The sequence below is a fragment of the Nonomuraea sp. NPDC050202 genome, from assembly GCF_040656115.1.
GTDB lineage: Bacteria > Actinomycetota > Actinomycetes > Streptosporangiales > Streptosporangiaceae > Nonomuraea.
The window spans coordinates 214,872-238,580 of record NZ_JBFALF010000016.1; the positions used below are offsets into that span (position 1 = coordinate 214,872).

The following is a 23,709-nucleotide window of genomic DNA, read 5'->3' on the forward strand; positions in this document are numbered from 1 at the left end:
CCTCCTCATGCCAGGTTGTGGCTCGGGGCGGCGGGACCGCGCCACCCCAGCACGGCCTCGGTCATGCGGACGGACGCGACGGTGGCCGCCACGTCGTGCACGCGCAGGATGCGGGCCCCCTTGAGGATGGAGACCACATTGGCCGCGATCGTCCCCTCCTTCCGCTCGCCCTGGGGCCGGTCGAGCGTCTCCCCGATGAAGTCCTTGTTGGACAGCGCGACCAGCGTCGGATGGCCGATGGCGGTGATCTCCTCCAGCCGCCGCGTCAGCTCCAGGGAGTGGAAGGTGTTCTTGTTCAGGTCGTGCCCCGGATCGATGATGATCCTGTCGGGGGCGATCCCGGCCTTCAGCGCGGCCGACACCCGCTCGCGCAGGAAGTCGGCCACCTCGCAGACCACGTCGGCGTAGCTGGGCCGGAAGACCCGCCGCCCCGGCCCGCCGAGGCTGTGGGTGACCACGACGCAGGCGCCGGTCCCGGCCGCGACCTCGGCCATGCCGGGCTCGCGCAGCCCGTTGGTGTCGTTGATGACGTCGGCGCCGGCCTCGACGGCGGCCGCCGCCACCTCGGGCCGGTGGGTGTCCACCGAGATCACGGCGTCGGTGGCGGCCCTGACCCTGGCGATGACCGGGACCACCCGGTCGATCTCCTCGGCCACCCCGATCCGCGCCTGGGCGGCGCTGAAGGCGAAGCCGCCGATGTCGACCCAGTCGGCCCCCTCGTCCACGGCCTTCGTGGCCGCCGCGACGGCGCTGTCGAGCTCGAAGGTGCGCCCCTGGTCGTGGAAGGAGTTGGGTGTCCGGTTGACGATGGCCATGATGGCGACCTGGCGTTCGAAATCGAACTCGCGCCGCCCGATGCGCCGGACGGGTGAGATGATCTCGGGGGAAAGCTTCTCGCCGCTCACCCCTTGAGCCTACCTGGCAGGCTCAGGCGCAGGTCAGGCGCAGGTCAGGCGGTGAAGCGGCCGAACGGGCGCCCGCCGGGCGCGGTGACCCTGATGCGCCGCATGCGGCTGCGGGCGTTCAGGCCGGCCGGGCGCGGTAACCGCATGGTGAGCAGGACGGTCGTGCCGCTGGGCCCGGTGCGGAAGTCGGCGGCGTCGCACAGCCTGCGGATGAGGTAGATGCCCCGCCCCGTGTACGACGAGTCGGACGGTCGCTTGCCCCCGTTGACGTACGACTCGGGGATGCCCGCCCCCCGGTCACTCGTCTCGGAGCAGATGACGCCGTCGACGGTGTAGAGCTTGAACCGTCCCCACCCACCCGCGTGCTCGACGGCGTTGACCACGCTCTCGTGGACGGCGAGCACGAAGTCGTCCAGCCGCGGCCCGTGCAGCCCGCAGGTCTCGGCGTGCTCGGCGACGACGTGACGCAGCTTGCTCACGTCTTGAAGGGTGAACGTCTGGGCGATCAAGGTACGCATGCGCTCCTCCGTGTCGTCCGACTCGACACGCAGGCCACGCTTCAGGACCTCGCGTGGTCATTCACCTTCCCCGGCCGGCGGAACTTACACACGGTCATCCGTTTACGGACGTCCGCCGATCCCCGTCGCCAGCTCGCGTACCCGGCCGACGGGACCGGCGTCGGGCGCCAGCGGCGCGGTCTCCATGCCCGCACCGTCGTGCAACCCCTCGAACAGCTCCCGCATGGCCTCCTCCGAGGAGTGCCGCGGCTGCCAGCCGAGCACCTCGCGGGCCCGCTCCGTCTTCATGACCGGAACCCGCAGGGCCAGCTCCAGCAGCCCCGGCGCGGCGGGGATGAGCCTGAGGTGCCAGCCCGCGGCCACGGCCGCGGTGGCCAGGCCACGCGGGACCCGCACCGTGCGCGTGTCCAGCAGCCTGGCCAGGTCGTGCGCGTCGAGCACGGGCTCGGCGGCGATGTTGAACGCGCCCCGTACGGGTTTGACCACGGCCAGCCGGTACGCCTGCGCCGCGTCCTCGGCGTGCAGCGCCTGCAGCCGCAACCCGGGGATGTCCGGCACGAACGGGATCCGCCCGGCCTTGATGAGCCGCCGCGGCAGGAACGGCCCGGCGAACAGCCTGCGCTGCTCGGTGGCCGCGGCCCGCTGAAAGACGAAGCCGGGCCGCATGCGCACCACGCGGATGTTCGGGTGGTCGTGCTCGAAGACGTCGAGCACCCGCTCGACGTAGGCCTTCTCCCGCCCGTAGGCGGCGCCGGGCCAGCCGTGCGTGGGCCAGCTCTCGTCCACGGGCCGGTCCTTGGGCCCCGGTGAGTACGCCCCCACGGACGAGGCGTGCACCAGCGCGGGCACCCCGGCCTCGGCGGCGGCGCGGAAGACGCGCATGCTGCCGAGGACGTTCGCCCGCCAGGTGGTGGCGGGGTCCCTGGTCGGCTGGAACAGCCACGCCAGGTGCACCACCGCGTCGGCGCCGTCGAAGATCCGCGTCAGGTCGGCGGACGCGACGTCGGCCTGACGCCAGTCGGTGCGGTCGATCCGCCATCCGGGCAACCGGCGGGCGACCCCGACGATCGACGTCACGCCGCCGTCCGCGGCCAGCGCGCGCACCACGCTGGTGCCGACGTTCCCGGTTGCTCCCACCACCACGACTCTCATGCGTGCTCCGCTGCCCCGCTCTCAGGCCGCGAAACCCTGTGAGCTGCGGGCTTCAGGGCTGGAGCATGACCTTCACGGCGCCGTCGGCCTTCTTCTGGAACATCTCGTACGCCTGCGGCGCCTGCTCCAGCGGCATCCGGTGGGTGGTCAGGTCCATGACGCCGAGCGGGTCGGCGTCGTCGGTCACCAGCGGCATCAGCATCGGGATCCACCGCTTGACGTGGGCCTGCCCCATGCGCAGCGTGATGCCCTTGTCGAACATGCGCAACATGGGCATGGGGTCGGTCATGCCGCCGTACACGCCGATGATCGAGATGACGCCGCCGCGCCGGACGCAGTCGATGGCCTGGTTCAGCGCCGCCAGCCGGTCCACGCCGGCGTTCGCCATGAGCGGCGCGGCCATGGCGTCGGGCAGCAGCCCGGTCAGCGTCTGGGCGAGCTTGGCGGCGGGCGAGCCGTGGGCCTCCATGCCGACGGCGTCGATGACGGAGTCGGTGCCGCGCCCTGAGGTGCGCTGCCGGATCTCCTCGGGCACGTCGTGCACCTCGCTGGCGTCGACGACCTCGATGCCGTGGCGGCGGGCCATCTCCAGGCGGGTGGTGATGCCGTCCACGCCGATCACGCGGTGGCCGAGGTGGCGGGCGATGCGGGCGCACATCTGGCCGATGGGGCCGAGCCCGAAGACGGTCACGCTGCCGCCGTCGGGGATCTCCGCGTACGCGACGGCCTGCCAGGAGGTGGGCAGCACGTCGGACAGGTAGAGGAACCGCTCGTCCGGCGGCCCGTCGGGGACCCTGATCGGCCCGAACTGCGCCTCGGGCACCCGCAGGTACTCGGCCTGCCCGCCGGGCACCTGCCCGTAGAGCTTGGTGTAGCCGAACAGGGCGGCGCCCATGCCCCGCTCGCGGACCTGGGTGGTCTCGCACTGCGCGTAGAGCTCCATCCCGCACATGTGGCAGTGGCCGCACGCGATGTTGAAGGGGATCACCACGCGGTCGCCGCGCTTGAGGTTCTCGACGCCGGCCCCGACCTCCTCGACGACGCCCATGGGCTCGTGCCCCAGGATGTCGCCCTCGGCCATGAAGGGGCCGAGCACCTCGTACAGGTGCAGGTCGGAGCCGCAGATGCCGGTGCTGGTCACCCTGATGATGGCGTCGTTGGCTTCCTTGATGACCGGGTCGGGAACCTCCTCGACCCGTACGTCCCGTTTGCCGTGCCAGGTGACTGCTTTCATAAATGCCGCATACCCCCACATAGCTCTCCAAACGGTTCCGAGCACCGGCCACCGCCCTAGACTGCGCCGCATGGAACGCAGAGAGCCCACCCCGCTCACCCCCGACGAGATGGCCAGATTCCTCCCGGCGATGACCGACTGGCTCGCCAGGGAACTGCTCGAAAAGGGCTCGGTGCGCCTGTCCGCCCTCGACACTCCAGGCAGCCAGCGCAACTTCCAGGAGGTGGCCGGCCGGGTGAGCACGATGCTCGGACGGCGGGTGATCACCGTGACCAGCAGCCACGGCATGACGTTCGAGTTCGCCGACGAGCAGCTGCCTGAGCAGGAGCGATCCGCCATAACACCGCGATAGGTGTTATTTGACACGACCACTCCTCGTGTCGGGTCCCGTACGGTGACGGCACCCCCCAGTACGAGGAGAGTCACCATGCTCCCCAGGAAGACCCTGACGGCCGGCATCGCGCTGGCGGCCGTCACCCTGATCGTCGTCCCCGCCGTCGCGTACGCCGCGCGGCAGGACGACTCCCTGTTCGCCGCGGCCAGGGCGAGCGCGTCCGTCACTGCCGATCCCCCTCCCGGCCTGGTGGACGCGCTCGCCCGCGACCTCGGCGTCACCGGCGAGCAGGCCGAGCAGCGGCTGCTCAACGAGGCCGCCGCGGCCGGGATCGAGCCCAGGCTCCGGGCCCTGCTCGGCCCCGCGTACGCCGGCACCTGGGTGACCGGCCCCACCGCCACCCCGGTCGCCGCCACCACCGACCCGTCGAAGGCGGCCGCCATCACGGCCGCCGGCGTCGAGGCCCGCGTGGTCACCCGCTCGCTCGGCCACCTCGACCGGACCAAGGCCGCCCTCGACCAGGCCTCGGCCACGGCCCCGAGAACCGCGCCCGTCTGGTACGTGGACGTCGTCGAGAACGCCGTGATCGTCCTGACCTCCACCCCCGCCAAGGCCACCGCCTGGATCCGGACCAGCGGCGCCGACGTCTCGGCCGTGCGCGTGGTGCCCTCGCAGGAGCAGCCGCGGCCCTACTACGACGTGCGCGGCGGCGACGCCTACTACATCGGCTCGGGCTCGCGCTGCTCGGTCGGGTTCTCGGTGACGCGGGCCGGCTCGCAGGGCGGCTTCGTGACGGCGGGACACTGCGGCAGCACGGGCGCCACCACCACGGGCTCCAACCGGGTGGCGCAGGGCACGTTCCGCGGCTCCTCCTTCCCCGGCAACGACTACGCCTGGGTCGAGGTCAACACCCAGTGGACCCCGACCGGCGTGGTGAACGGCTACAGCGCCGGCATCCTGCCGGTCCGCGGCTCGACCGTGGCCCAGCCCGGCTCGTCGATCTGCCGCTCCGGCTCGACCACCCAGTGGCGCTGCGGCTCGGTGCAGCAGCTCAACACCAGCGTCACCTACCCGCAGGGCACGGTCAGCGGCGTCACCAGGACCAGCGTCTGCGCCGAGCCCGGCGACTCGGGCGGCTCGTTCATCTCCGGTGACCAGGCCCAGGGCGTGACCTCGGGCGGCTCGGGCAACTGCGGCTCGGGCGGGACGACGTACTTCCAGCCGGTCAACGAGATCCTCTCCACGTACGGCCTGACCCTGGCCACCCAGGGCGGCGGCCCCTCGCCGACCGTCACGCCGACGAACCCGGGCGGCACGTGGGCGCCCGGCACGGCGTACGCGGCCGGCGCCACCGTCACCTACGGCGGGGCGACGTACCGGTGCCTGCAGGGCCACACCTCGCAGCCCGGCTGGGAACCGCCGAACGTGCCCGCTCTCTGGCAGCGGGTCTAGGCGGCGAGTCCAGGCGGCGCGGCTCGAACAGGGCGCCTGGGCAGCACGCTTGAACAAGGTGTCTAGGCAGAGCCCCCAGGCTGGGGAGCCCCCTCCCCGGCCTGGGCCTCCCGCTCCCGGGCCAGGCGCATGGCCTCCTCGACCAGCGTCTCCACGATCCGCGACTCGGGCACCGTCTTGACCACCTCACCCTTGACGAAGATCTGGCCCTTGCCGTTGCCCGAGGCCACGCCCAGGTCCGCCTCGCGGGCCTCGCCTGGCCCGTTGACCACGCAGCCCATGACGGCCACCCGCAGCGGATGCGGGAACCCGTCGAGCGCGGCCGTCACCCGGTCGGTCAGCGTGTAGACGTCCACCTGGGCCCGCCCGCACGACGGGCAGGAGACGATCTCCAGCCGCCGCTCCCGCAGGCCCAGCGACTCCAGGATCCCGATGCCGACCTTGACCTCCTCCACGGGAGGCGCGGACAGCGACACCCTGATCGTGTCGCCGATCCCCTCGTCGAGCAGCACCCCGAAGGCCACCGCCGACTTGACCGTGCCCTGCATGAGCGGCCCCGCCTCGGTCACGCCGAGGTGCAGCGGGTAGTCGCAGCGCGCGGCCAGCAGCCGGTAGGCGGCCACCATCACCTGCGGGTCGTGGTGCTTGACCGAGATCTTGAGATCGCGGAACCCGTGCTCCTCGAAGAGCGAGCACTCCCACAGCGCCGACTCCACCAGCGCCTCGGGCGTGGCCCTGCCGTGCCTGGCCAGCAGCCGCGGGTCGAGCGAGCCGGCGTTGACCCCGATCCTGATCGGCACGCCGCTGCCGGCCGCCGCCCTGGCGATCTCGCCCACCTTGTCGTCGAATCTCTTGATGTTGCCGGGGTTGACCCGCACCCCCGCGCACCCGGCGTCGATCGCGGCGAAGACGTACTTGGGCTGGAAGTGGATGTCGGCGATGACGGGGATCTGCGATCTGCGCGCGATGTCGGGGAGCGCGTCGGCGTCGTCCTGCGACGGCACCGCCACCCGGACGATCTGGCAGCCGGCCGCGGTCAGCTCGGCGATCTGCTGCAGCGTGGCGTCGACGTCGGCCGTGACCGTCGTGGTCATCGACTGCACGGAGACGGGGGCGTCTCCGCCGACCGGCACGTCCCCCACTCTCACCTGGCGGGAGACCCGCCGGGGCCGGCGGACGGACGGCAGGCCCAGATCTACAGCGGCCATCTGTTCAGCTCCTTTCTGATGGCGTACGCGATGCCCTGGCCGGTCAGCCCGGCCTCGGCGAGCAGCTCCGAGCGGCTGCCCTGGCCGATGAACTCGCACGGCAGGCCCAGGTTGAGCACGTGCTGGCCCGGCACGCAGACCTGCCGCACCAGCGCACCGGCCCCCGAGGCGGCGATGCCGTCCTCGACCGTGACGACCAGCCGGCTGCCGCACAGCGCCTTGCGCAGATCGGTGGAGACCGGGATGACCCAGCGCGGGTCGACCACGGTCACGCCGAGGCCGGCGGCCGACAACATGGCGGCGGCGCTCAGGCACGGCCCGGCCATCGGGCCGATGGCCACCAGCAGCACGTCCTGGCCGGTGGAGGAGAGCACGTCGACGTCGCCGACGCTGCCCGCGGGCGGGATCTCCGGGCCCGCCGCGGCCTTGGGGAAGCGCAGCGCCGTGGGGCCGTCGTGCTCCACCGCCTCCTCCAGCAGCTCCGACAGCCGCACCGCGTCACGCGGCGCGGCCACCCGCATGCCGGGCACCATGGCCAGCGCCGCCAGGTCCCACATGCCGTGGTGGCTGGGCCCGTCGGGGCCGGTGATCCCGGCCCGGTCGAGCACCAGCGTGACGGGCAGCCGGTGCAGCGCGACATCCATCAGCACCTGGTCGATGGCGCGGTTGAGAAAGGTGGCGTAGACGGCGACCACCGGGTGCAGGCCGCTCATGGCCAGGCCGGCCGCCGAGGCCAGCGCGTGCTGCTCGGCGATGCCGACGTCGAACATGCGCTCGGGGAAGCGCCGGCCGAACTCGGCCAGCCCCGTCGGGCCCGGCATGGCCGCGGTGATGGCGACCAGGTCGCGGCGCCGCTCGCCGAGCGCGCACAGGTGGCGGGCGAAGGCGTGCGTCCAGGTGCTGGTGCGCGGCGACAGCGGCCGCCCGGTCGCCGGGTCGGTGACCGGGATCGCGTGCAGGTGCTCGTCGAGATCCTGCTCGGCGGGCTGGTAGCCGAGCCCCTTGCGGGTCAGGCAGTGGATCACCACCGGCGCGCGCAGCTCGCGGGCCGTCCGCATGACCTGCTCCAGCGCCTCGATGTCGTGCCCGTCCACGGGGCCGAGGTAGCGCAGGCCGAGGTTCTCGAAGACGGTGACGCCGGGGGCAGCGCGCAGCCGGCCGAGGTGGCCGGCGCAGCCGCCGACCGTGGGGGCGTAGGAGCGGCCGTTGTCGTTGAGCACGACGATGACCGGCCGGTGCCGGGCCGCGCCCAGGTTGTTGAGCGCCTCCCAGGCGACGCCGCCGGTGAGCGCGCCGTCGCCGACCACCGCGACCACCGACCTGGCGGCCCGCGCGTCGCCGCCGGTGATCCGGCGCGCCTTGGCCATGCCGTCGGCGTAGGCCAGCGCGGTGGAGGCGTGGGAGCTGGCCAGGTGGTCGTGGGGGGACTCCTGCCTGCTGGGGTAGCCGCTCAGGCCGCCCCGGCAGCGCAGGGTGTCGAAGCCGTCGCGGCGGCCGGTGAGGATCTTGTGGACGTAGGTCTGGTGGCCCGTGTCGAACACGATCACGTCGTCGGGCGACTCGAACACCCGGTGCAGCGCGATCGTGATCTCCACGATGCCGAGGTTGGAGCCGAGGTGACCGCCTCTGGCGCTCACCTTGTCGATCAGGAAGTCGCGGATCTCGCGGGCCAGCCCGGGAAGCAGCTCGGCGGGCAGGGACCGCAGGTCATCGGGGGTGGAGACGTAGGGCAGCAGGGTCTTCATGACTTCCCCAGAAGGTGGGACTGCTGTGGCAAAAGAAAGCTTGAGCCGCAAAAGACACTTTACACGCTGCGTATTCGATGAGTAACTAGCGGTAGTGACCGACGGACAGAAGGAGCCGCGCGTATGCCGGTGAGCTTCACTCAGCCCTCCCTTGGCGCACGCATCGACCGGCGGCTGAGCGGCTTCCTCGACGCCTGGCGGAACCCCGTTTCCGACCCGGGCGTCGAGGCCGCGTACGGACTGCTGGCCGACTTCATCCTCGGCGGCGGCAAGCGCGTGCGCCCGCAGCTGTGTTACTGGGGCTGGCGCGGCGCCGGCGGCGACGACTGCGAGGAGATCATCAGCGCCGCCGCCGCGCTGGAGCTGTGCCACGCCGGCCTGCTCATCCACGACGACATCATGGACGGCAGCCAGCTCCGCCGCGGGCAGGCCACCGTGCACAGGAGTCTGACGGACCTGCACCAGGGGCCGGGCGCGGAGGCGTTCGGGCGGGCGGGCGGCATCCTGCTGGGCACGCTCAGCCTGGCCTGGTCGGACGCGCTGCTGTCGTCGTGCGGGGTGGAGGCGGCACGGCTGCGTGCCGCCCACCACCTGTTCGACGCCATGCGCACCGAGGTCATCAGCGGCCAGTACCTCGACGTCCTGGCCCAGCTCCGCTCGGGCGCGACCGAGGCCGAGGCGCTGACGGTCATCCGCTACAAGAGCGCCAAGTACACCGTCGAGCGGCCGCTGCAGATCGGCGGCGCGCTGGCCGGTGCCCCGCCGGAGCTGCTGGACGCGTACTCCGGCTTCGGGGTGCCGCTGGGTGAGGCGTTCCAGCTCCGTGACGACGTGCTGGGCACGTTCGGCTCGTCGTCGGAGACCGGCAAGTCGGCGCTCGACGACCTGCGCGAGGGCAAGCAGACCGTGATGTACGCCTACGCCGTGCAGAACGCCACCCCCGCCCAGCTCGGCCACCTGAGGACCTGGCACGGCAACCCGGAGCTGACCGAGGAGCGCGCCGCCGAGGTGCGCCGGATCCTCACTGACACCGGGGCGCTGGCCCGGGTCGAGGAAATGATCGAAGAACGTGTGCGCGAGGCCATGGCCGCCCTGGCCGGGGCCCAGATCAAGCCCGAGGCCGCCACGGTGCTGGCCGCGATGGCCGACCAGCTCGCGCACCGCACCAAGTGAGGGGCGTCTTCACCATGGGACAGGTACTACTGGCGGCTCCGCGCGGCTACTGCGCGGGCGTCGAACGCGCGATCATCACGGTGGAGGAGGCGCTCAAGCGCTTCGGATCCCCCGTCTACGTGCGCAAGCAGATCGTCCACAACACGTTCGTGGTCGACGACCTGAGCCGCCGCGGCGCGGTCTTCGTCGACGAGCTCGACGAGGTCCCCGACGGCGCGCTGGTCGTCTTCTCCGCCCACGGCGTCTCGCCCGCGGTGAAGCAGGAGGCGGCGCGGCGCGGGCTGCGGACCATCGACGCCACCTGCCCGCTGGTGACGAAGGTCCACAAGGAGGCCGTGCGGATGGCCGAGGCGGGCTACGAGATCGTGCTCATCGGCCACGCCGAGCACGAGGAGGTCGAGGGCACGCTCGGCGAGGCCCCCGAGCGCATCCACGTCATGGACCCGGCCGCCCCCGGCGACCTGCGGACCGACGGCTCCAGGCGGCTGAGCTGGCTGTCGCAGACCACGCTGGCCGTGGACGAGACCCTGCAGGCCGTCGAGAAGCTGCGCGAACGCCACCCCGACCTGGTCGACCCGCCGAGCGACGACATCTGTTACGCCAGCCAGAACCGCCAGGTGGCGATCACCAGGATCGCGCCGCGCTGCGAGCTGGTCATCGTCGTCGGCTCGGCCAACTCCTCCAACTCCCAGCGCCTGGTGGACGTGGCGCTGGGCGCGGGCGCCGGCGCGGCCTACCTGGTCGACCGGGCGGCGCACGCCGACGAGCGCTGGCTCGACGGCGTGCGGACCGTCGGCGTGAGCTCCGGCGCCTCGGTGCCGGAGGGGCTGGTCACCGAGTTACTGGACTGGCTCGCCGCCCGCGGCTTCGCCGACGTGCAGCCGGTGACCGTGACCGAGGAGACCCTGACCTTCTCCCTTCCACTCGAACTCCGCTCCAACCGCAAGCCGGGCTAGGGCCCACACCGAGATTGGTGGTGCAGCACGATGACCGAACCGACCCACTCAACCGCACCTGAGAACGGCAACGGGCAGCTCAGCCTCAGCACCGATGCCGCCAGGCAACTCGCGACGACCACCAAGACTCCGCCGCAGATGCAGGAGATCACCACCCGCTGGCTGCTGAAACTGCTGCCGTGGGTGCAGTGCTCCGGCGGTGTGTTCCGGGTGAACCGGCGGCTGACGTACACGCTGGGCGATGGCCGGATCACCTTCACCACCACAGGCGCCGACGTGCGGGTGATCCCCGCCGAGCTGACGGAGCTGCCGATGTTGCGCGGCTTCGACGACATGGAGGTGCTCGAAGCCCTGGCCGACCGCTTCACCCAGCGTGAGGTGGAGACGGATGAGGAGATCGTCTCCGAGGGTGGCCAGGTGGACCAGCTCGTGCTGATCGCCCACGGCCGCGTGGCCAAGATCGGGCGCGGCGCGTACGGGGACGACCAGAACCTGGGCGTGCTGGCCGACGGCGACTACCTCGGCGAGCAGGCGCTGGTCCAGGGCGGGCAGTTCGAGTACAGCGCGCGGGCCAGGACGGCCACCACCGTGCTCACGCTGTCCAGGGCGGACTTCGAGCAGGTCGCCGAGCGGGCGCCGGCGCTGCGTGAGCACATCGAGGCCTGGCGTACCAGCGGCGACCGCGACCAGAACGACTACGGCGAGGCCGCGATCAACATGTCGTCCGGCCATGTCGGCGAGGCCGTGCTGCCCGGCACGTTCGTGGACTACGAGCAGACCCCGCGCGAGTACGAGCTGAGCGTGGCCCAGACCGTGCTGCGCGTGCACAGCCGGGTCTCCGACCTGTACAACCAGCCGATGAGCCAGCTCGACCAGCAGCTCCGCCTCACGGTCGAGGCCCTGCGCGAGCGCCAGGAGCACGAGCTGATCAACAACAAGGAGTTCGGCCTGCTGCACAACGCCGACTTCGGCCAGCGCATCCGCACCCGCTCGGGCCCGCCCTCCCCCGACGACCTCGACGACCTGCTGTCCACGGTGTGGAAGGAACCCTCGTTCTTCCTGGCGCACCCGCAGGCCATCGCCGCGTTCGGGCGGGAGTGCAGCAAGCGCGGCATCTACCCGCAGTCCACCGAGGTCGGCGGGCACCGGGTGCCGGCCTGGCGGGGCGTGCCGATCTTCCCGTGCAACAAGATCCCGATCAGCGGCACCCGCACGACGTCGTTCATGCTCATGCGGACCGGACAGGAGAACCAGGGCGTCGTCGGCCTGCACCAGACCGGCATCCCCGACGAGTACCAGCCCAGCCTGTCGGTCCGGTTCATGAACATCAACGAGCGGGCCGTCATCTCCTACCTGGTCAGCGCCTACTACTCGGCCGCCGTCCTGGTGCCGGACGCGCTCGGCGTGCTGGAGGACGTCGAGCTCGGCAGGAACGGCTGACCCGGCCCCGCTCTCGTCCGTCCGGCCCCATGGATCGGTGGTGACCATGTCATTGGAGTCCGAACAGCGGCTGAGCCTCGGCACCGGGGCGGCGCGGCGACTCGCCACGACGACCAAGACACCCCCGCAGATGCGGGAGATCTCCCCCCGCTGGCTGCTCCGGGTGCTTCCGTGGGTGAGCGTCGCGGGCGCGGTCTACCGGGTGAACCGGCGGCTGACGTACCGGGTCGGCGGCGGCCGGGTCGGCTTCTCCAACACCGGGGCCCGGGTCCGCGTGGTGCCGCCGAGCCTGACCGAGCTGCCGCCGCTGCACGGGCTCCAGGACGACCGCGTGCTCGACAGCCTGGCGAGGCTGTTCGAGCAGCGGGAGTTCGCACCCGGTGACACGATCGTGCGGGCCGGACGGCCGGCGCGGGAGCTGATCCTCCTCGCCCGCGGGAAGGCGGACAAGCTCCAGGCAGGCGCGTACGGCGACCGCGTGCTGCTCGGCTCGCTGGCCGGTGGCGACCACGCGGGCGCCGACCTGCCCGCGGACGGCGAGGTGTGGGCGTACACGCTGGAGGCCGGCACCACGTGCACGGTGCTGGCCCTGCCGTGGGCGGAGTTCCACGCGGTGGCCGGCCAGTCGCCCTCGCTGCGCGCCCACCTCGACCGCTACCGCGCCCGGCGGGCGGCGCCGCGGAACAAGTGGGGCGAGGCCGAGATCGTCACGGCCGCCGGGCACCGGGGCGAGACCGTGCTGCCCGGCACGTTCGCCGACTACGACCCGGGGCCGCGCGAGTACGAGCTGAGCGTCTCGCAGACCGTGCTGCGCGTGCACACCCGGGTGACCGACCTGTACAACCAGCCGATGGAGCAGAGGGAGGAGCAGCTCCGGCTGACCATCCAGGCCGTGCGCGAGTCGCAGGAGCGCGAACTGATCAACAACCGTGACTTCGGGCTGCTGCACCAGGCCGACCCCGGCCAGCGGCTGTACACCAGGAACGGCCCGCCGGGCCCCGACGACCTCGACGAGCTGCTGTGCCGCAGGAAGAAGTCGCGCTGCTTCCTGGCCCATCCGCGGGCCATCGCCGCCTTCCACCGGGAGTGCAGCGCCAGGGGCGTCTACCCCGACAGCGTCGAGCTCGACGGCTCCAGGCTGACCGCGTGGCGCGGCGTGCCCATCCTGCCGTGCGACAAGATCCCGATCACCCGCCACGGCACGAGCACGATCCTCGTCCTGCGCACGGGTGAGGAGGACCAGGGGGTGGTGGGCCTGTACCAGAGCGGCGTGCCCGACGAGCGCGAGCCGGGGCTCAGCGTGAAGTTCACCGGGATCGACGCCAGAGCCGTCGCGTCGTACCAGGTCAGCGCCTACTACTCGGCCGCGGTCCTGGTACCGGACGCGCTCGGGGCGCTGGAGAACGTCGAGGTAAACAGGTAAGGAAGTGATGATGTCCCAGCCGTTCGAACTGCCGGACTTCTACGTGCCGTACCCGGCCCGGCTCAACCCGCATCTGGAGGAGGCACGCGCGCACTCCAAGCAGTGGGCTCGCGACATGGGCATGCTCGAAGGCTCGGGCGTCTGGGAGGAGGCCGATCTCGACGCCCACGACTACCCGTTGATGTGCGCCTACACCCATCCCGAGTGCGACGCCGTGGAGCTCGGCCTGATCACCGACTGGTACGTCTGGGTCTTCTTCTTCGACGACCACTTCCTGGAGGTCTTCAAGCGCACCGGCGACCTGCGGGGCGGCAAGGAGTACCTGAGCCGGCTGGCCCGTTTCATGCCGATGGGCGCCGACCTGACCGTGCCGGAGCCGACCAACCCGGTCGAGGCGGGCCTGGCCGACCTGTGGCCGCGCACGGTGCCCAGCATGTCCCTGGACTGGCGGAGCCGGTTCGCGGAGAGCACGCGCAACCTGCTGAACGAGTCTCTCTGGGAGCTGGCCAACATCAACAGCGGCCGGGTGGCGAACCCGGTGGAGTACATCGAGATGCGCCGCAAGGTCGGCGGCGCGCCCTGGTCGGCGGGGCTCGTCGAGCACGCCGTGCGCGCCGAGGTGCCGGCCGTGCTCGCGGCCACGCGGCCGCTGCGCGTGCTCAAGGACTCCTTCTCCGACGCCGTGCACCTGCGTAACGACCTGTTCTCCTACCAGCGGGAGGTGGGCGACGAGGGCGAGCTGAGCAACGGGGTGCTGGTGCTGGAGAAGTTCCTCGGCTGCACCACGCAGGAGGCCGCCGACGCGGTCAACGACCTGCTGACCTCGCGGATGCAGCAGTTCGAGCACACGGCGGTCTTCGAGCTGGGGCCGCTGTTCGTGGAGCACGCCGTCGATCCGCTCAGCGCGGCCGGCGTGCTGGCCTACGTCAAGGGGCTGCAGGACTGGCAGTCGGGCGGGCACGAGTGGCACCTGCGCTCCAGCCGCTACATGAACGAGCGGGCGCGGGCCACCCGGCCGCTGGGCATGTCGTCGCTGGCCGATCTGCTGGGGGCCAAGCGGCTGCGGAACTTCGCGCACGTGCCGCACCAGCGGGTGGGGCCGTCGGTGATCCCCGAGCTGCACGTGCCGTTCGACCTGAAGCTCTCGCCCCACCTGGACGCCGCCCGGCGGGGCGTCGTGGCCTGGTGCGCGGCGATGGGCATGCTGGAGCCGCAGAACGGGGTGGTCGGGTCCGCCGTGTGGGACGAGGCCAAGCTGATCGACATCGACCTGCCGCTGTGCGCGGCGGGCCTGCATCCGGACGCCTCGCCGGAGGAGCTGGACCTGGCCTCTTTCTGGCTGGCCTGGGGGACGTACGGGGACGACTACTTCCCGGTCGTCTTCGGCCGGACACGCAACCTGTCGGCGGCCAAGGTGACGGTGGACAGGTTCGGGCTGTTCATGCCGCTCGACGGCACCCCTCCGCCGCCCCCCGCGAACGCGCTGGAGCGGGGCCTGGCCGACGTGTGGGCGCGCACGACCGGGCCGATGCCGCCGGAGGACCGGGGCAAGCTGCGCGCGGCGATCGAGGAGATGTGCGAGGGCTGGCTGTGGGAGCTGGCCAACGAGATCGGCAGGCACGTCCCCGACCCGGTGGACTACATGGAGATGCGCCGGGCGACCTTCGGCTCCCACTTCACGATGAGCCTGTGCCGGTTGCGGCATGCCAGGGGGATACCCGGGGAGTTCTACGCCAGCGGGCCCGTGGTGGCGCTGGAGAACGCGATGATGGACGCCGGGGCCCTGGTCAACGACGTGTTCTCGTACCAGAAGGAGATCGAGTTCGAGGGCGAGGTGCACAACTGCGTGCTGGTGGTGCAGAGCTTCTTCGACTGCGACTACCCGACGGCGCTCGGCATCGTCAGGGACCTGCAGGAGTCGCGGGTGCGGCAGTTCCAGCACATCGTCGAGCACGAGCTGCCGGTCGTCTGCGACGACTTCGGCCTCGACGCCGAGGCGCGCCGCGACGTGGACGCGTACGTGAGCGAGCTGCACAACTGGCTGGCCGGGATACTCAACTGGCACCGCGGCTGCTTCCGCTACGACGAGCCGACGCTGCTGCGTCACAACCTCCCGCCGCGCCGGTGGCTCGGCGGGCCCAGCGGCCTGGGCACCTCGGCCGCCATGATCGGCCCTACAGGGGCACGTGGTGGCTCCTGGGCTGGTAGAACCAGCCCATCATGCGCAGGAGTCTCCGCTGGTACGGCGTGACGTTGTGCAGCCGGATCCACCGCTGTGAGGGAGGCAGGGTGGGCATGACCAGCACGCGCAGCCCCGAGACGTCGATGAAGCGCAGCTCGCCGGTGTCGACCACGATGTAGGCGCCCTGCGCCGGGCTGCGGCAGCCGGCCAGCGTGGTGGCCAGCGCGGGGCTGTTGGAGGCGTCGATCTCGCCGATGAGCGCGACGGCCGGCACCCCCGGCGCCTTCGCCATCACGATGGTCAGCTGCCTGTCCTGGTAGAGCAGTTGCTCCTGGACGCTCACGCTCCTCGCACCCCCCAACACGCGCTCTGGGGGTCGTCCTGCCGATCGGGATGGCCGCCGGCACGCGCCGCCGGCCGTTGACCCGAGTCCAGATTACACGACAGATGTTTGACGATGTAATTTTCGTAGGAAAATGACCGATTTTTCGGACAATCCTGAACATCTCCGCCAGGCGGCTTCAGCCGAGCACCGGCACTCCCGGCATACGCGTGGCGTCAGCGGCTTACCGAGGATCTCCCGAAAGGCGGCCGGCTCCGTCGGCCGCCTGCCCCTCGCCGCCAAATAACGCGAAATATCCGCTTATTGCGTGCGCTATGAGAGGGCGTTTTGTAGCAAGAGAAGCGAGAAAAAGACGCAGATAAGACAACTGCGTACAGGTCGGCGGTCATGCCCCCGGACGCCGCTCGGAACGGGAGCGCTGATAAGCCATGAAAGAGAAAGGGATTCGACGGAAAGCGGCGGCGGCGTGCGCCATCGTGTGCACGATCGGGTGCGTCGCCTGGCCGGCGCCGGCGACGGCGGCGTCCGCGTCAGGGGGCATCGCGCTGAGGGCCGCGCTGGAGATGATCGGGGTGCCCTACTCCTGGGGCGGGGGCGGGGTGCACGGGCCCGGCTACGGCATCGGGCGGGGCGCCGGGACCAAGGGGTTCGACTGCTCGGGGCTGGCCGAGTACGCGTACGCGCGGGCGGGCATCCTCATCGGCACGACCACGACGGAGCAGTGGCGCTCGGGCGTGCGGGTGCCTGAGGACCTGCTGGAGCCAGGGGACCTGGTCTTCTACGACAACGACCGGAAGCGGCCGGGGCCGGAGCACGTGGGGCTGGCCCTGGACGGCGAACGCATGGTGCACGCGCCGTACACCGGCGCGCTCGTGCGGATCGACCCGCTCGACAGGCCGGACCTGCTCGGCGTGGTGCGGCCGGATCGGGGTCGCGGCGATGTGGAGCTGTGAGCCGGCTGCCTGCCGCACGTCCCCTCGGGCGCTCCTCACCCGAAGCGCGCCGGGGGACGTGCGGCCGCCGTTCGTCTCGATGTCCGGGAAGCCGCGCCGTGGCCTCGCGAGTCACCACGGCCGGCTCTCCCGGCCACCCAGGGGTGCTACTCGGACTTGGCCTGGCCGTTCTCGATCTCGGTGTCCTTGTTGTGGTTACCGACCGCAGGCTGGTTGTTGTTCAGCAGCTGGAGGTCGACCTCGTCCAGGATGTTGATGATCTCGACCTCGAGGTCGTTGACCGAGTGGTTGAGCACGTCGTTCAGCGCGTCGTCGATGATTTGGAACTGGGACAGCAGGGCCTGGCCCTTGTTGCTCGGGTTGGGGCCGACGTCGGCGGACGCGGCGGAGGCGGAGAACCCGAAGGCGGCGGCCGCGACAACGGCACCGGCCAGAATACGACGGATCATGATTGCTTTTCCTCCATGGATCGGCGCGGGGCTCCCGGCGCCGTGTTCATACGTGCAGAGCTGTGAGGTGCCGCAGTCAACGATCGTGGCGGACATCGGAGATGGCAAACTCGAAATGCCCTCATGGAGGTCAAGGAGGCGCTTGGATTCTTTGGCACTGGATTTCGGCGACCGGAGAAGTCGTCGTTGAGTATCGGTGTCCGTGGAAATCGGCGTCCGTGTCACTCACGATATTCCCGGCCGGCCCCGGCACAAAGCGCGGAAGCGTCTGCCGTACGTCCCCAGGTGACCTTCGCCCGGTCACGCTGAGGACGTACGGCCGCCGAACGCCTCAGTGCCCCGAAAGCCGCTCCGTGGCCTCGCGAGTCTCCACGATCAGATTCTTTCGTGCACCTGGGAGAGAGGAGGGCGGTTGGCCACGCGGCCCGCTCCGGTGCGGTGCCGCCGCACCTCCCCCGCCTCCCGAGACTTACTCGGACTTGGAGTGCCCGTTGTCGATCTCGGTGTCCTTGTTGTGGTCGCCGACGGAGGGCTGGTTGTTGTTCAGCGCCTGGACGTTGACCTCGTCGAGGATGTTGATGATCTCGACCTCGAGGTCGTTCAGCGAGTGGTTGGCGACGTCGTTCAGGATGTCGTCGATGATCTGGAACTGGCTCAGGATGGCCTGGCCGCCGTTGTACGGGTTGGGGCCGACGTCGGCGGACGCGGCGGTCGCGGAGAACCCGAATGCGGCGGCCGCGATAGCGGCACCGGCCAGAATACGACGGATCATGATTGCTTTCCTCCATGGATCGGCGCGGAATTCCGGCGCCATAGTCGTTCGTGCAGGGCTGTGAGGTGCCGCCAATAACAATTGCGGCGGGCGGCGTAGCCCGCAACCCGGAAAGGCCTTATGGAGGTCAAGAAGCCGCCTCGATTTTTTGGTGTCAGGTTTTCGCGGTCAGGAAACCGGCATCCGTGCAGCGCGGTTGCCCACCCGAAACATCGACGGCGCTTAAGTCTTTCCATGGCCTCGCGGATCGCCACCGCCGGCTCATTCGCATACGCGCGGGGCCGGAGGGGGGCCGGGTCATGGCTCCCGGCCGCCGCCCCTCCGCCCATGAACGCCCTGGGCCTACTCGGCGCTGGCCGAGCCGTTGTCGATGTCGGTGTCCTTGTTGTGGTTGCCGACAGTGGGCTGGTTGTTGTTCAGCAGCGGGACGTTGACCTCGTCCAGGATGTTGATAATCTGGACCTCGATGTCGTTGGCCGAGTGGTTCAGCACCTTGTTCAGCGCATCGTCGATGATCTGAAACTGGCTGAGGATGGCGGCGCCCTCGTTGCGCACGTTGGGGCCGACGTCGGCGGACGCGGTGGTCGCGGGGAGCCCGAAGGCGGCGGCCGCGATAGCGGCACCGGCCAGAATACGACGGATCATGATTGCTTTCCTCCGTGGATCGGCGCGGAATTCCGGCGCCGTGGTCGTTCGTGCAGGGCTGTGAGGTGCCGCGAATAACCCTCATGGGATGCGACGAAAACCGCAACTCGGAAAGGCCTCGGCTAGGTCAAAGTGCCGCCTCTATTTTTTGGCGTCGGTTTTCCCGGCCCGCCACGGCACCGCCCCTGCACAGGACTTCGGCGATCCGCCATTCAACCGGTTTCACGCCCCGGCGAGACGCGCAGGGGAATTCGTTCACCGCTCTTTGGACAAAGTTCGACCGGCGCTTTGGGAGTTCGCCGGCGCCGGCGGTTCGCCGCCGGCGCCGGGTCACGAATCCTCCGCCAGGCGGTCGAGGGCGGCCGAGAGCCGCTGAAGGACCTCCAGGCACCGCCGGGCATCCTCCACCCCCAGCTCCCCCACGAGCCGGTCGGCGAACTCCTGGTGGCCGGGGTCGATCTTGGCGATCGCCTCCCGCCCGGCCTGCGTGGGCTGCAGCAGCTTGGCCCGCCGGTGCGCGGGATTGGGCCGGTACTCGGCCAGGCCCCGCTCCACCAGCAGGTCCGCGATGCGCTGCACCCCCTGCCTGGTCATCCCCATGACGCGGGCGATCCCCGCGACGGGCAGCGGCTCGCGCAGCACGGCGCCGAGCACCTGCCACCACGCGGCCGTCACCCCGGCCGGCCGCGCCAGCTCCTCGGCCACCTGCAGGAACTGCCCGTTGAGCCGGAACGCCCCCAGCGCCATCCCCGACAACAGCTCGCCGCTCTCGCTCACGCCGTCATCAACACCTCGAAGGCCGAGGCGTCGCTCCTGGAGAACAGCCGGAACCAGGCGTCCAGCACCTCGGGCCGGTAGACGTCGAGCCGGCGGAAGACCTCCCTGGCGAAGGCCACCGGCTCGGTCGGGCCCGCCGTGACCAGGTCGCCGTCGAGCACCGCGTCGCGGTCGAGGTAGTGCTTGGCTCCGGCGTACCCCTCCTGGGCCTCCAGGTACTGCGCCACGGCGCTGGTGTGGTCGCGGTCGTCCAGCAGCCCCTCGCGGGCCAGCCCCGCCGTGGCGCCGCAGATGGCGGCCACCGGCACCCCCGCGTCGAGGAACTCGCGGGCCTTGCGCGCGAACGGCGCCAGCGAGTCACCCGCGTCCCACAGGTCGGCGCCCGGCAGGAGGAGTAGCGCGCTGTCGGCCGGGGAGAGGTCTGCCAGCGCGATATCGGGGGTGATGCGCAGGCCGCCCATGCTGACGACCGGGCCGGTCGTCAGGCCGACGGTGACGATCTCGTATCCGCCCGGTTCGCGCTGGTAGTTGCCGTTGCGCAGGTGAGCCGTGAGGTGACCGGTCTCCCAGTCGGCGAGCGTGTCGTAAACGGCGTGGTGAACGATTTTCTGCATGACAACATCTTGTCATTTCGACAACATGCTGTCAACTCATAACCGTGGAAGGATAGGCCGCATGGCAGAGATCGTCGGCGGAGGACGTCCGGTCAACGACGCCGAACGGCGCGTGATCGCTTATCTCCGTGACCACGCGCCCGCCGACTGGCTGCTGCTGCACAACGTCGAGGTCCCACGCGGCTCCGACATCTTCGAGGTCGACCTGATCGTGCTGACCGGCCACTCGCTCGTCGTGGTCGACGTCAAGGGCACCCGGGGCCGCATCGAGGTGTCCGGCACGCGCTGGTTCCCGCCGCGCAGGGAGGCGTTCGGATCGCCGGTGACCAAGCTGCGGGGCACCGCGAAGGCGCTCAAGGGCCTGCTGGTGTCCAGGGCCACCCAGCTGGAGCGGGTCTACGTCGACAGCCTGGTCGTGCTCACCTCGCCCGACGCCGAGCTGGTCGACCCCGCGGGGCGCGACGCGGTCAACGTCACCGACCTGCCCGGCCTGCTGGCCACGCTGAGCGACGTCTCCCGGGTCAGGCGCGGGTGCAGCCCCGACGCCAGGCCGTACCTCACCGCGATCCTCGACGCGCTCAACCAGACCGTACGCCGCAGCACGGCCCCGCCCAGGTACGGCAACTGGGAGGTCGAGGAGCAGCTCGGCGGCGACTCCAAGGTCACCGAGTACCGCGCGTTCAACGTCACGCTGCCGGGCAGCGAGACCGTGCTGCTGCGGGTCTACCAGGCCGATCCGCTGGCCGACCAGCAGGCGCGGGCTGCCGAGCGGCAGCGCATCGCCAACGCCTACCAGACGCTGGCCAGGATCCCGCCCCATCCGTGCGTGGTGCGCTCGCGCGACTTCTTCGCCATCGACGACGAGAGCCGGTTCGTGCTGGTGCTCGACGACGTCCACGGCGAGGCGCTGCACCTGGCGCTGGGCAAGGGCGCGCCGCTGGGCGTGATCCAGGACCTGCTGCGCGGGCTGGCCCACGCCCACGCCAACGGCGTGGTGCACCGGGCGCTCACCCCTGCCGCCGTGCTGGTCACCGACGACGGGCACGCGGTGCTGACCGGGTTCGACTACGCCAAGCCAGGGCCGCGCAACTACACCGTGGCCCACGAGCTGGGCAACATCCTCGACGCCGCGTACGTGGCGCCGGAGTGCCAGGAGCGGGCCGACCTGATGACGACCGCCTCCGACGTGTACGCCGCCGGCGTCATCGCCTACCAGCTCCTCACCGGCCAGTTCCCCACCAGCGGCGACGCCCACGGGCCCGACGTGCCCGAGGTGGTGCGGCGCATGCTCGACCACTCCCCCGCCAAGCGCCCGTCGGCGGCCGAGGCGCTGGAGATGCTGCGCAGCACGCCCGCTCAGGGCTCCCGGCTCAGGCGGTTCGTCCGCCGCATCGTGTCGCGATCATGACTGTTCCGCCGCGCCCCGCCGAACGCTCCCCGGCGTGATCGGCGCCCGCCTCGAGGGCAGGCCGGGCGGCGACGGGAGCCGCCGGCCTACGCGCGCGTGATCGTGTCGAGGATGTCGATCACGTACAGCATGGGCCGCGGGCCCGGCGACGGCACCGCCACCCTGCTGCCGACCCGCCGGCCGGCCAGCGCGCCGACCCAGGCCGCCGGCACCGACCCCGCCTCCAGCGTGAACGCGCTGGGCCCGCCCCGCCGGTACGAGGAGTCCACCACGACCCTCGACGGCCACGACGCGGCCACGTACTGGACGACCACCTTCGATCCCGCCACGACCTCCTGGCCGGACCCGTCGATCAGGGTGCGCGGCGGCGCGTCGGGCGTGAGGTCGGCGGGGACGACCGGCAGCGGGCGGCCGACGAGGCGCGCGTCGGGCGGGTAGCCGCCCAGGATGTCGAAGACGAGCACCAGCGTGTCGGCGGGCGAGACGCCGGTCAGCGGCACGTTCGGCCCCAAGGCCTCCCCTGCCGGGCTGACCAGCATGACGCGGCTGCCGGCCGGCCGCCCGATGAGCGACTGCCGCCACGTCTCCGCCACCTGCCTGCCGTCGAACACGACCGTGGTGGGCTGGTTGCCGTCGTGGGTGCTCAGGTACGGCCGGTTGTCCGACCAGCGCCGGATGTCAACATCGGCGAGCACCACGTCCCCCGGCACCGTACGCCGCCCGCTGCCGACCGACAGGACCGTGATCCGCGGTGTGCGCCCCGGCTGGCCCTTGGGTATGGAGACGATCGGCTTGCTGCCGAACCTTCCCGTCACGACGGGTTGCGTGCCCTCCTCGGCCACACCGCACGAGGTGGTGAGCACGAGGAGCGCAGGCCAGAACAGACGCACGATTTCCTCCAGGGCCAGATCCAGAGGAGTTACTTGCCGCAACTGTTCCAAGGAAAGCTTCGGGGCTCGCCATCTCACGACAAACTTGAACCGTGAGTAAGCCCAACCTGGCGAGGCGGGTCGCGGAGGCGGCCGAGATCGCGCTGACCACCCGCAAGTACGTGACGTTCATCGACGTGGTGACGGGCCTGCGCTGGCTGCACTCCAGGCATGTGGACACCTGGCGGCAGGGCCGGGCGGCCACGCTGGCGGAGCTGGCGGCCGTGGACGAGGACCGCCTGCTCACCGCGGCCGGCCTGCTGCGCGACTGGGCGCGGGCCAGGGGGCTGCGGCCGGTGGACACCCCGTACGTGGCGGGCACCCGCGACCGTCGCGAGCTGCGCTTCACCGCCCGGCACGAGCAGGAGCCGTTCCGGGTGCACTGGCTCTCGCCCGATCTCAGCGAGGCCAGGGTGCGCCGGCTCACCGAGGCGCAGAGCAAGGCGCCGGATCTGGTGGCGGTGGCCCCGCTGGAGGCGTGGACGTGCGCGTCCTGCGGCGACACCGGCCCCTACCTGATCATGGAGGACGACCGGCCGCACTGCCTGACCTGCGCGGACCTGGACCACCTGGTGTTCCTGCCGTCGGGCAACGCGGCGCTCAGCCGCCGGGCCAAGCAGGAGAGCGGCCTGTCCGCGGTGGTCGTGCAGTACAACCGGCGGCGCAAGGTCTACCAGCGCATGGGCCTGCTGGTGGAGGAGTCCGCGCTGGCCGCGGCCGAGGAGCGCTGCCTGGCCGACGAGGAGGTACGGCTGCGCCGCCGCGAGCGCGACCGCGTGCGCAGGGCGGAGCAGGACGTGGAGTACCAGGCCGCGATGGCCGCCGAGATCGCCCGGCTGTTCCCCGGCTGTCCGGACGAGCGGGCGCGGGAGATCGCCGAGCACGCCGGCCAGCGCGGCAGCGGCCGGGTGGGCAGGTCGGCGGCGGCCAGGGCGCTCGACGAGAACGCGATCACGCTCGCCGTGATCGCCTCGATCCGCCACCTCGACACCGACTACGACAACCTGCTCATGGCGGGCGTCCCCCGGATGGAGGCCCGCGAGCGGATCAGGGCCGGTATCGAACGCAAGCTCGAAGAATTCCGCCGTCCGGGCTAA

Annotated in this window: 23 protein-coding genes; 10 read left to right on the forward strand and 13 right to left on the reverse strand. The window is 71.2% G+C overall.

Annotated elements, in window-relative coordinates:
* Positions 1–5: 5 nt before the first annotated feature.
* From folP to AB0I79_RS35015, 4 genes are all read right to left on the reverse strand, one after another.
* Positions 6–905 carry a dihydropteroate synthase gene (gene folP / locus AB0I79_RS35000; protein ID WP_357882508.1) on the reverse strand — a complete coding sequence of 300 codons (900 nt, stop codon included), beginning with the start codon at positions 903–905 and terminating at the stop codon, positions 6–8.
* Positions 906–949: 44 nt separating this feature from the next.
* On the reverse strand, positions 950–1,423 hold the full coding sequence (locus AB0I79_RS35005; protein ID WP_357882511.1) for an ATP-binding protein: 474 nt from the start codon (positions 1,421–1,423) through the stop codon (positions 950–952).
* A gap of 102 nt (positions 1,424–1,525) precedes the next feature.
* Complete coding sequence (locus AB0I79_RS35010) at positions 1,526–2,575, reverse strand: NAD-dependent epimerase/dehydratase family protein (protein WP_357882514.1); 1,050 nt, start codon at positions 2,573–2,575, stop codon at positions 1,526–1,528.
* Positions 2,576–2,627: 52 nt separating this feature from the next.
* The gene (locus tag AB0I79_RS35015; RefSeq protein ID WP_357882517.1) at positions 2,628–3,809 is read right to left on the reverse strand and encodes a zinc-dependent alcohol dehydrogenase; all 1,182 of its coding nucleotides are present in this window, start codon (positions 3,807–3,809) and stop codon (positions 2,628–2,630) included.
* A gap of 70 nt (positions 3,810–3,879) precedes the next feature.
* Between AB0I79_RS35015 and AB0I79_RS35020 the strand changes: the two genes are divergently transcribed.
* Entirely contained in the window at positions 3,880–4,161 is a 282-nt protein-coding gene (locus AB0I79_RS35020) for a hypothetical protein (RefSeq protein ID WP_357882519.1), read from the forward strand.
* Between the two features lie 75 nt (positions 4,162–4,236).
* Positions 4,237–5,595 (forward strand): carbohydrate-binding protein, encoded by a 1,359-nt coding sequence (locus tag AB0I79_RS35025; RefSeq protein ID WP_357882522.1) that lies wholly within the window; start codon positions 4,237–4,239, stop codon positions 5,593–5,595.
* Positions 5,596–5,657: 62 nt separating this feature from the next.
* Here AB0I79_RS35025 and ispG read toward each other — a convergent pair whose 3' ends face one another.
* Both ispG and AB0I79_RS35035 read right to left on the reverse strand, forming a co-directional pair.
* Positions 5,658–6,803, reverse strand: a complete 1,146-nt coding sequence (gene ispG, locus AB0I79_RS35030) for a flavodoxin-dependent (E)-4-hydroxy-3-methylbut-2-enyl-diphosphate synthase (RefSeq protein WP_357882525.1) — start codon at positions 6,801–6,803, stop codon at positions 5,658–5,660.
* Complete coding sequence (locus AB0I79_RS35035; RefSeq protein WP_357882528.1) at positions 6,791–8,548, reverse strand: 1-deoxy-D-xylulose-5-phosphate synthase; 1,758 nt, start codon at positions 8,546–8,548, stop codon at positions 6,791–6,793. The genes ispG and AB0I79_RS35035 overlap by 13 nt, the downstream gene beginning before the upstream one ends.
* 129 nt (positions 8,549–8,677) lie before the next feature.
* Here AB0I79_RS35035 and AB0I79_RS35040 point away from each other — a divergent pair, with 129 nt between their 5' ends.
* The 5 genes from AB0I79_RS35040 to AB0I79_RS35060 are packed head-to-tail and all read left to right on the forward strand — an operon-like array spanning position 8,678 to position 15,791.
* Positions 8,678–9,721, forward strand: coding sequence for a polyprenyl synthetase family protein (locus AB0I79_RS35040; protein ID WP_357882531.1), 1,044 nt, complete (start codon positions 8,678–8,680; stop codon positions 9,719–9,721).
* Positions 9,722–9,735: 14 nt separating this feature from the next.
* Positions 9,736–10,677 (forward strand): 4-hydroxy-3-methylbut-2-enyl diphosphate reductase, encoded by a 942-nt coding sequence (locus AB0I79_RS35045; protein ID WP_357882534.1) that lies wholly within the window; start codon positions 9,736–9,738, stop codon positions 10,675–10,677.
* A gap of 30 nt (positions 10,678–10,707) precedes the next feature.
* Positions 10,708–12,117, forward strand: a complete 1,410-nt coding sequence (locus tag AB0I79_RS35050) for a family 2B encapsulin nanocompartment shell protein (protein ID WP_357882537.1) — start codon at positions 10,708–10,710, stop codon at positions 12,115–12,117.
* Between the two features lie 46 nt (positions 12,118–12,163).
* Entirely contained in the window at positions 12,164–13,540 is a 1,377-nt protein-coding gene (locus AB0I79_RS35055) for a family 2B encapsulin nanocompartment shell protein (RefSeq protein WP_357882689.1), read from the forward strand.
* Positions 13,541–13,550: 10 nt separating this feature from the next.
* Positions 13,551–15,791: a terpene synthase family protein gene (locus AB0I79_RS35060; RefSeq protein ID WP_357882540.1), complete on the forward strand. Its 2,241-nt coding sequence runs from the start codon at positions 13,551–13,553 to the stop codon at positions 15,789–15,791.
* On the opposite strand, the gene AB0I79_RS35065 is transcribed toward AB0I79_RS35060, so the two are convergent.
* The gene (locus AB0I79_RS35065) at positions 15,715–16,065 is read right to left on the reverse strand and encodes an STAS domain-containing protein (RefSeq protein ID WP_357882543.1); all 351 of its coding nucleotides are present in this window, start codon (positions 16,063–16,065) and stop codon (positions 15,715–15,717) included. The genes AB0I79_RS35060 and AB0I79_RS35065 overlap by 77 nt on opposite strands.
* A gap of 428 nt (positions 16,066–16,493) precedes the next feature.
* Here AB0I79_RS35065 and AB0I79_RS35070 point away from each other — a divergent pair, with 428 nt between their 5' ends.
* On the forward strand, positions 16,494–17,018 hold the full coding sequence (locus AB0I79_RS35070; RefSeq protein ID WP_357882546.1) for an NlpC/P60 family protein: 525 nt from the start codon (positions 16,494–16,496) through the stop codon (positions 17,016–17,018).
* A 146-nt stretch (positions 17,019–17,164) separates the two neighbouring features.
* Here the strand turns inward: AB0I79_RS35070 and AB0I79_RS35075 are convergent, their stop codons facing one another.
* The 5 genes from AB0I79_RS35075 to AB0I79_RS35095 all read right to left on the reverse strand — a co-directional run bounded on the left by AB0I79_RS35075 (position 17,165) and on the right by AB0I79_RS35095 (position 20,275).
* Entirely contained in the window at positions 17,165–17,467 is a 303-nt protein-coding gene (locus tag AB0I79_RS35075; RefSeq protein ID WP_357882549.1) for a hypothetical protein, read from the reverse strand.
* A gap of 469 nt (positions 17,468–17,936) precedes the next feature.
* Entirely contained in the window at positions 17,937–18,239 is a 303-nt protein-coding gene (locus tag AB0I79_RS35080; RefSeq protein WP_357882552.1) for a hypothetical protein, read from the reverse strand.
* A gap of 342 nt (positions 18,240–18,581) precedes the next feature.
* The gene (locus tag AB0I79_RS35085) at positions 18,582–18,884 is read right to left on the reverse strand and encodes a hypothetical protein (protein WP_357882555.1); all 303 of its coding nucleotides are present in this window, start codon (positions 18,882–18,884) and stop codon (positions 18,582–18,584) included.
* Between the two features lie 330 nt (positions 18,885–19,214).
* Positions 19,215–19,631, reverse strand: coding sequence for a MarR family transcriptional regulator (locus AB0I79_RS35090; protein ID WP_357882692.1), 417 nt, complete (start codon positions 19,629–19,631; stop codon positions 19,215–19,217).
* Positions 19,632–19,657: 26 nt separating this feature from the next.
* Entirely contained in the window at positions 19,658–20,275 is a 618-nt protein-coding gene (locus AB0I79_RS35095) for a type 1 glutamine amidotransferase family protein (RefSeq protein WP_357882558.1), read from the reverse strand.
* Positions 20,276–20,336: 61 nt separating this feature from the next.
* Here AB0I79_RS35095 and AB0I79_RS35100 point away from each other — a divergent pair, with 61 nt between their 5' ends.
* Positions 20,337–21,683 carry an NERD domain-containing protein kinase family protein gene (locus AB0I79_RS35100; protein ID WP_357882561.1) on the forward strand — a complete coding sequence of 449 codons (1,347 nt, stop codon included), beginning with the start codon at positions 20,337–20,339 and terminating at the stop codon, positions 21,681–21,683.
* A gap of 86 nt (positions 21,684–21,769) precedes the next feature.
* On the opposite strand, the gene AB0I79_RS35105 is transcribed toward AB0I79_RS35100, so the two are convergent.
* A complete protein-coding gene (locus tag AB0I79_RS35105) occupies positions 21,770–22,573 on the reverse strand; it encodes an FKBP-type peptidyl-prolyl cis-trans isomerase (RefSeq protein WP_357882564.1) in 804 nt (267 codons plus the stop codon).
* 92 nt (positions 22,574–22,665) lie between these two features.
* Here AB0I79_RS35105 and AB0I79_RS35110 point away from each other — a divergent pair, with 92 nt between their 5' ends.
* Entirely contained in the window at positions 22,666–23,709 is a 1,044-nt protein-coding gene (locus AB0I79_RS35110; protein WP_357882566.1) for a DUF2293 domain-containing protein, read from the forward strand.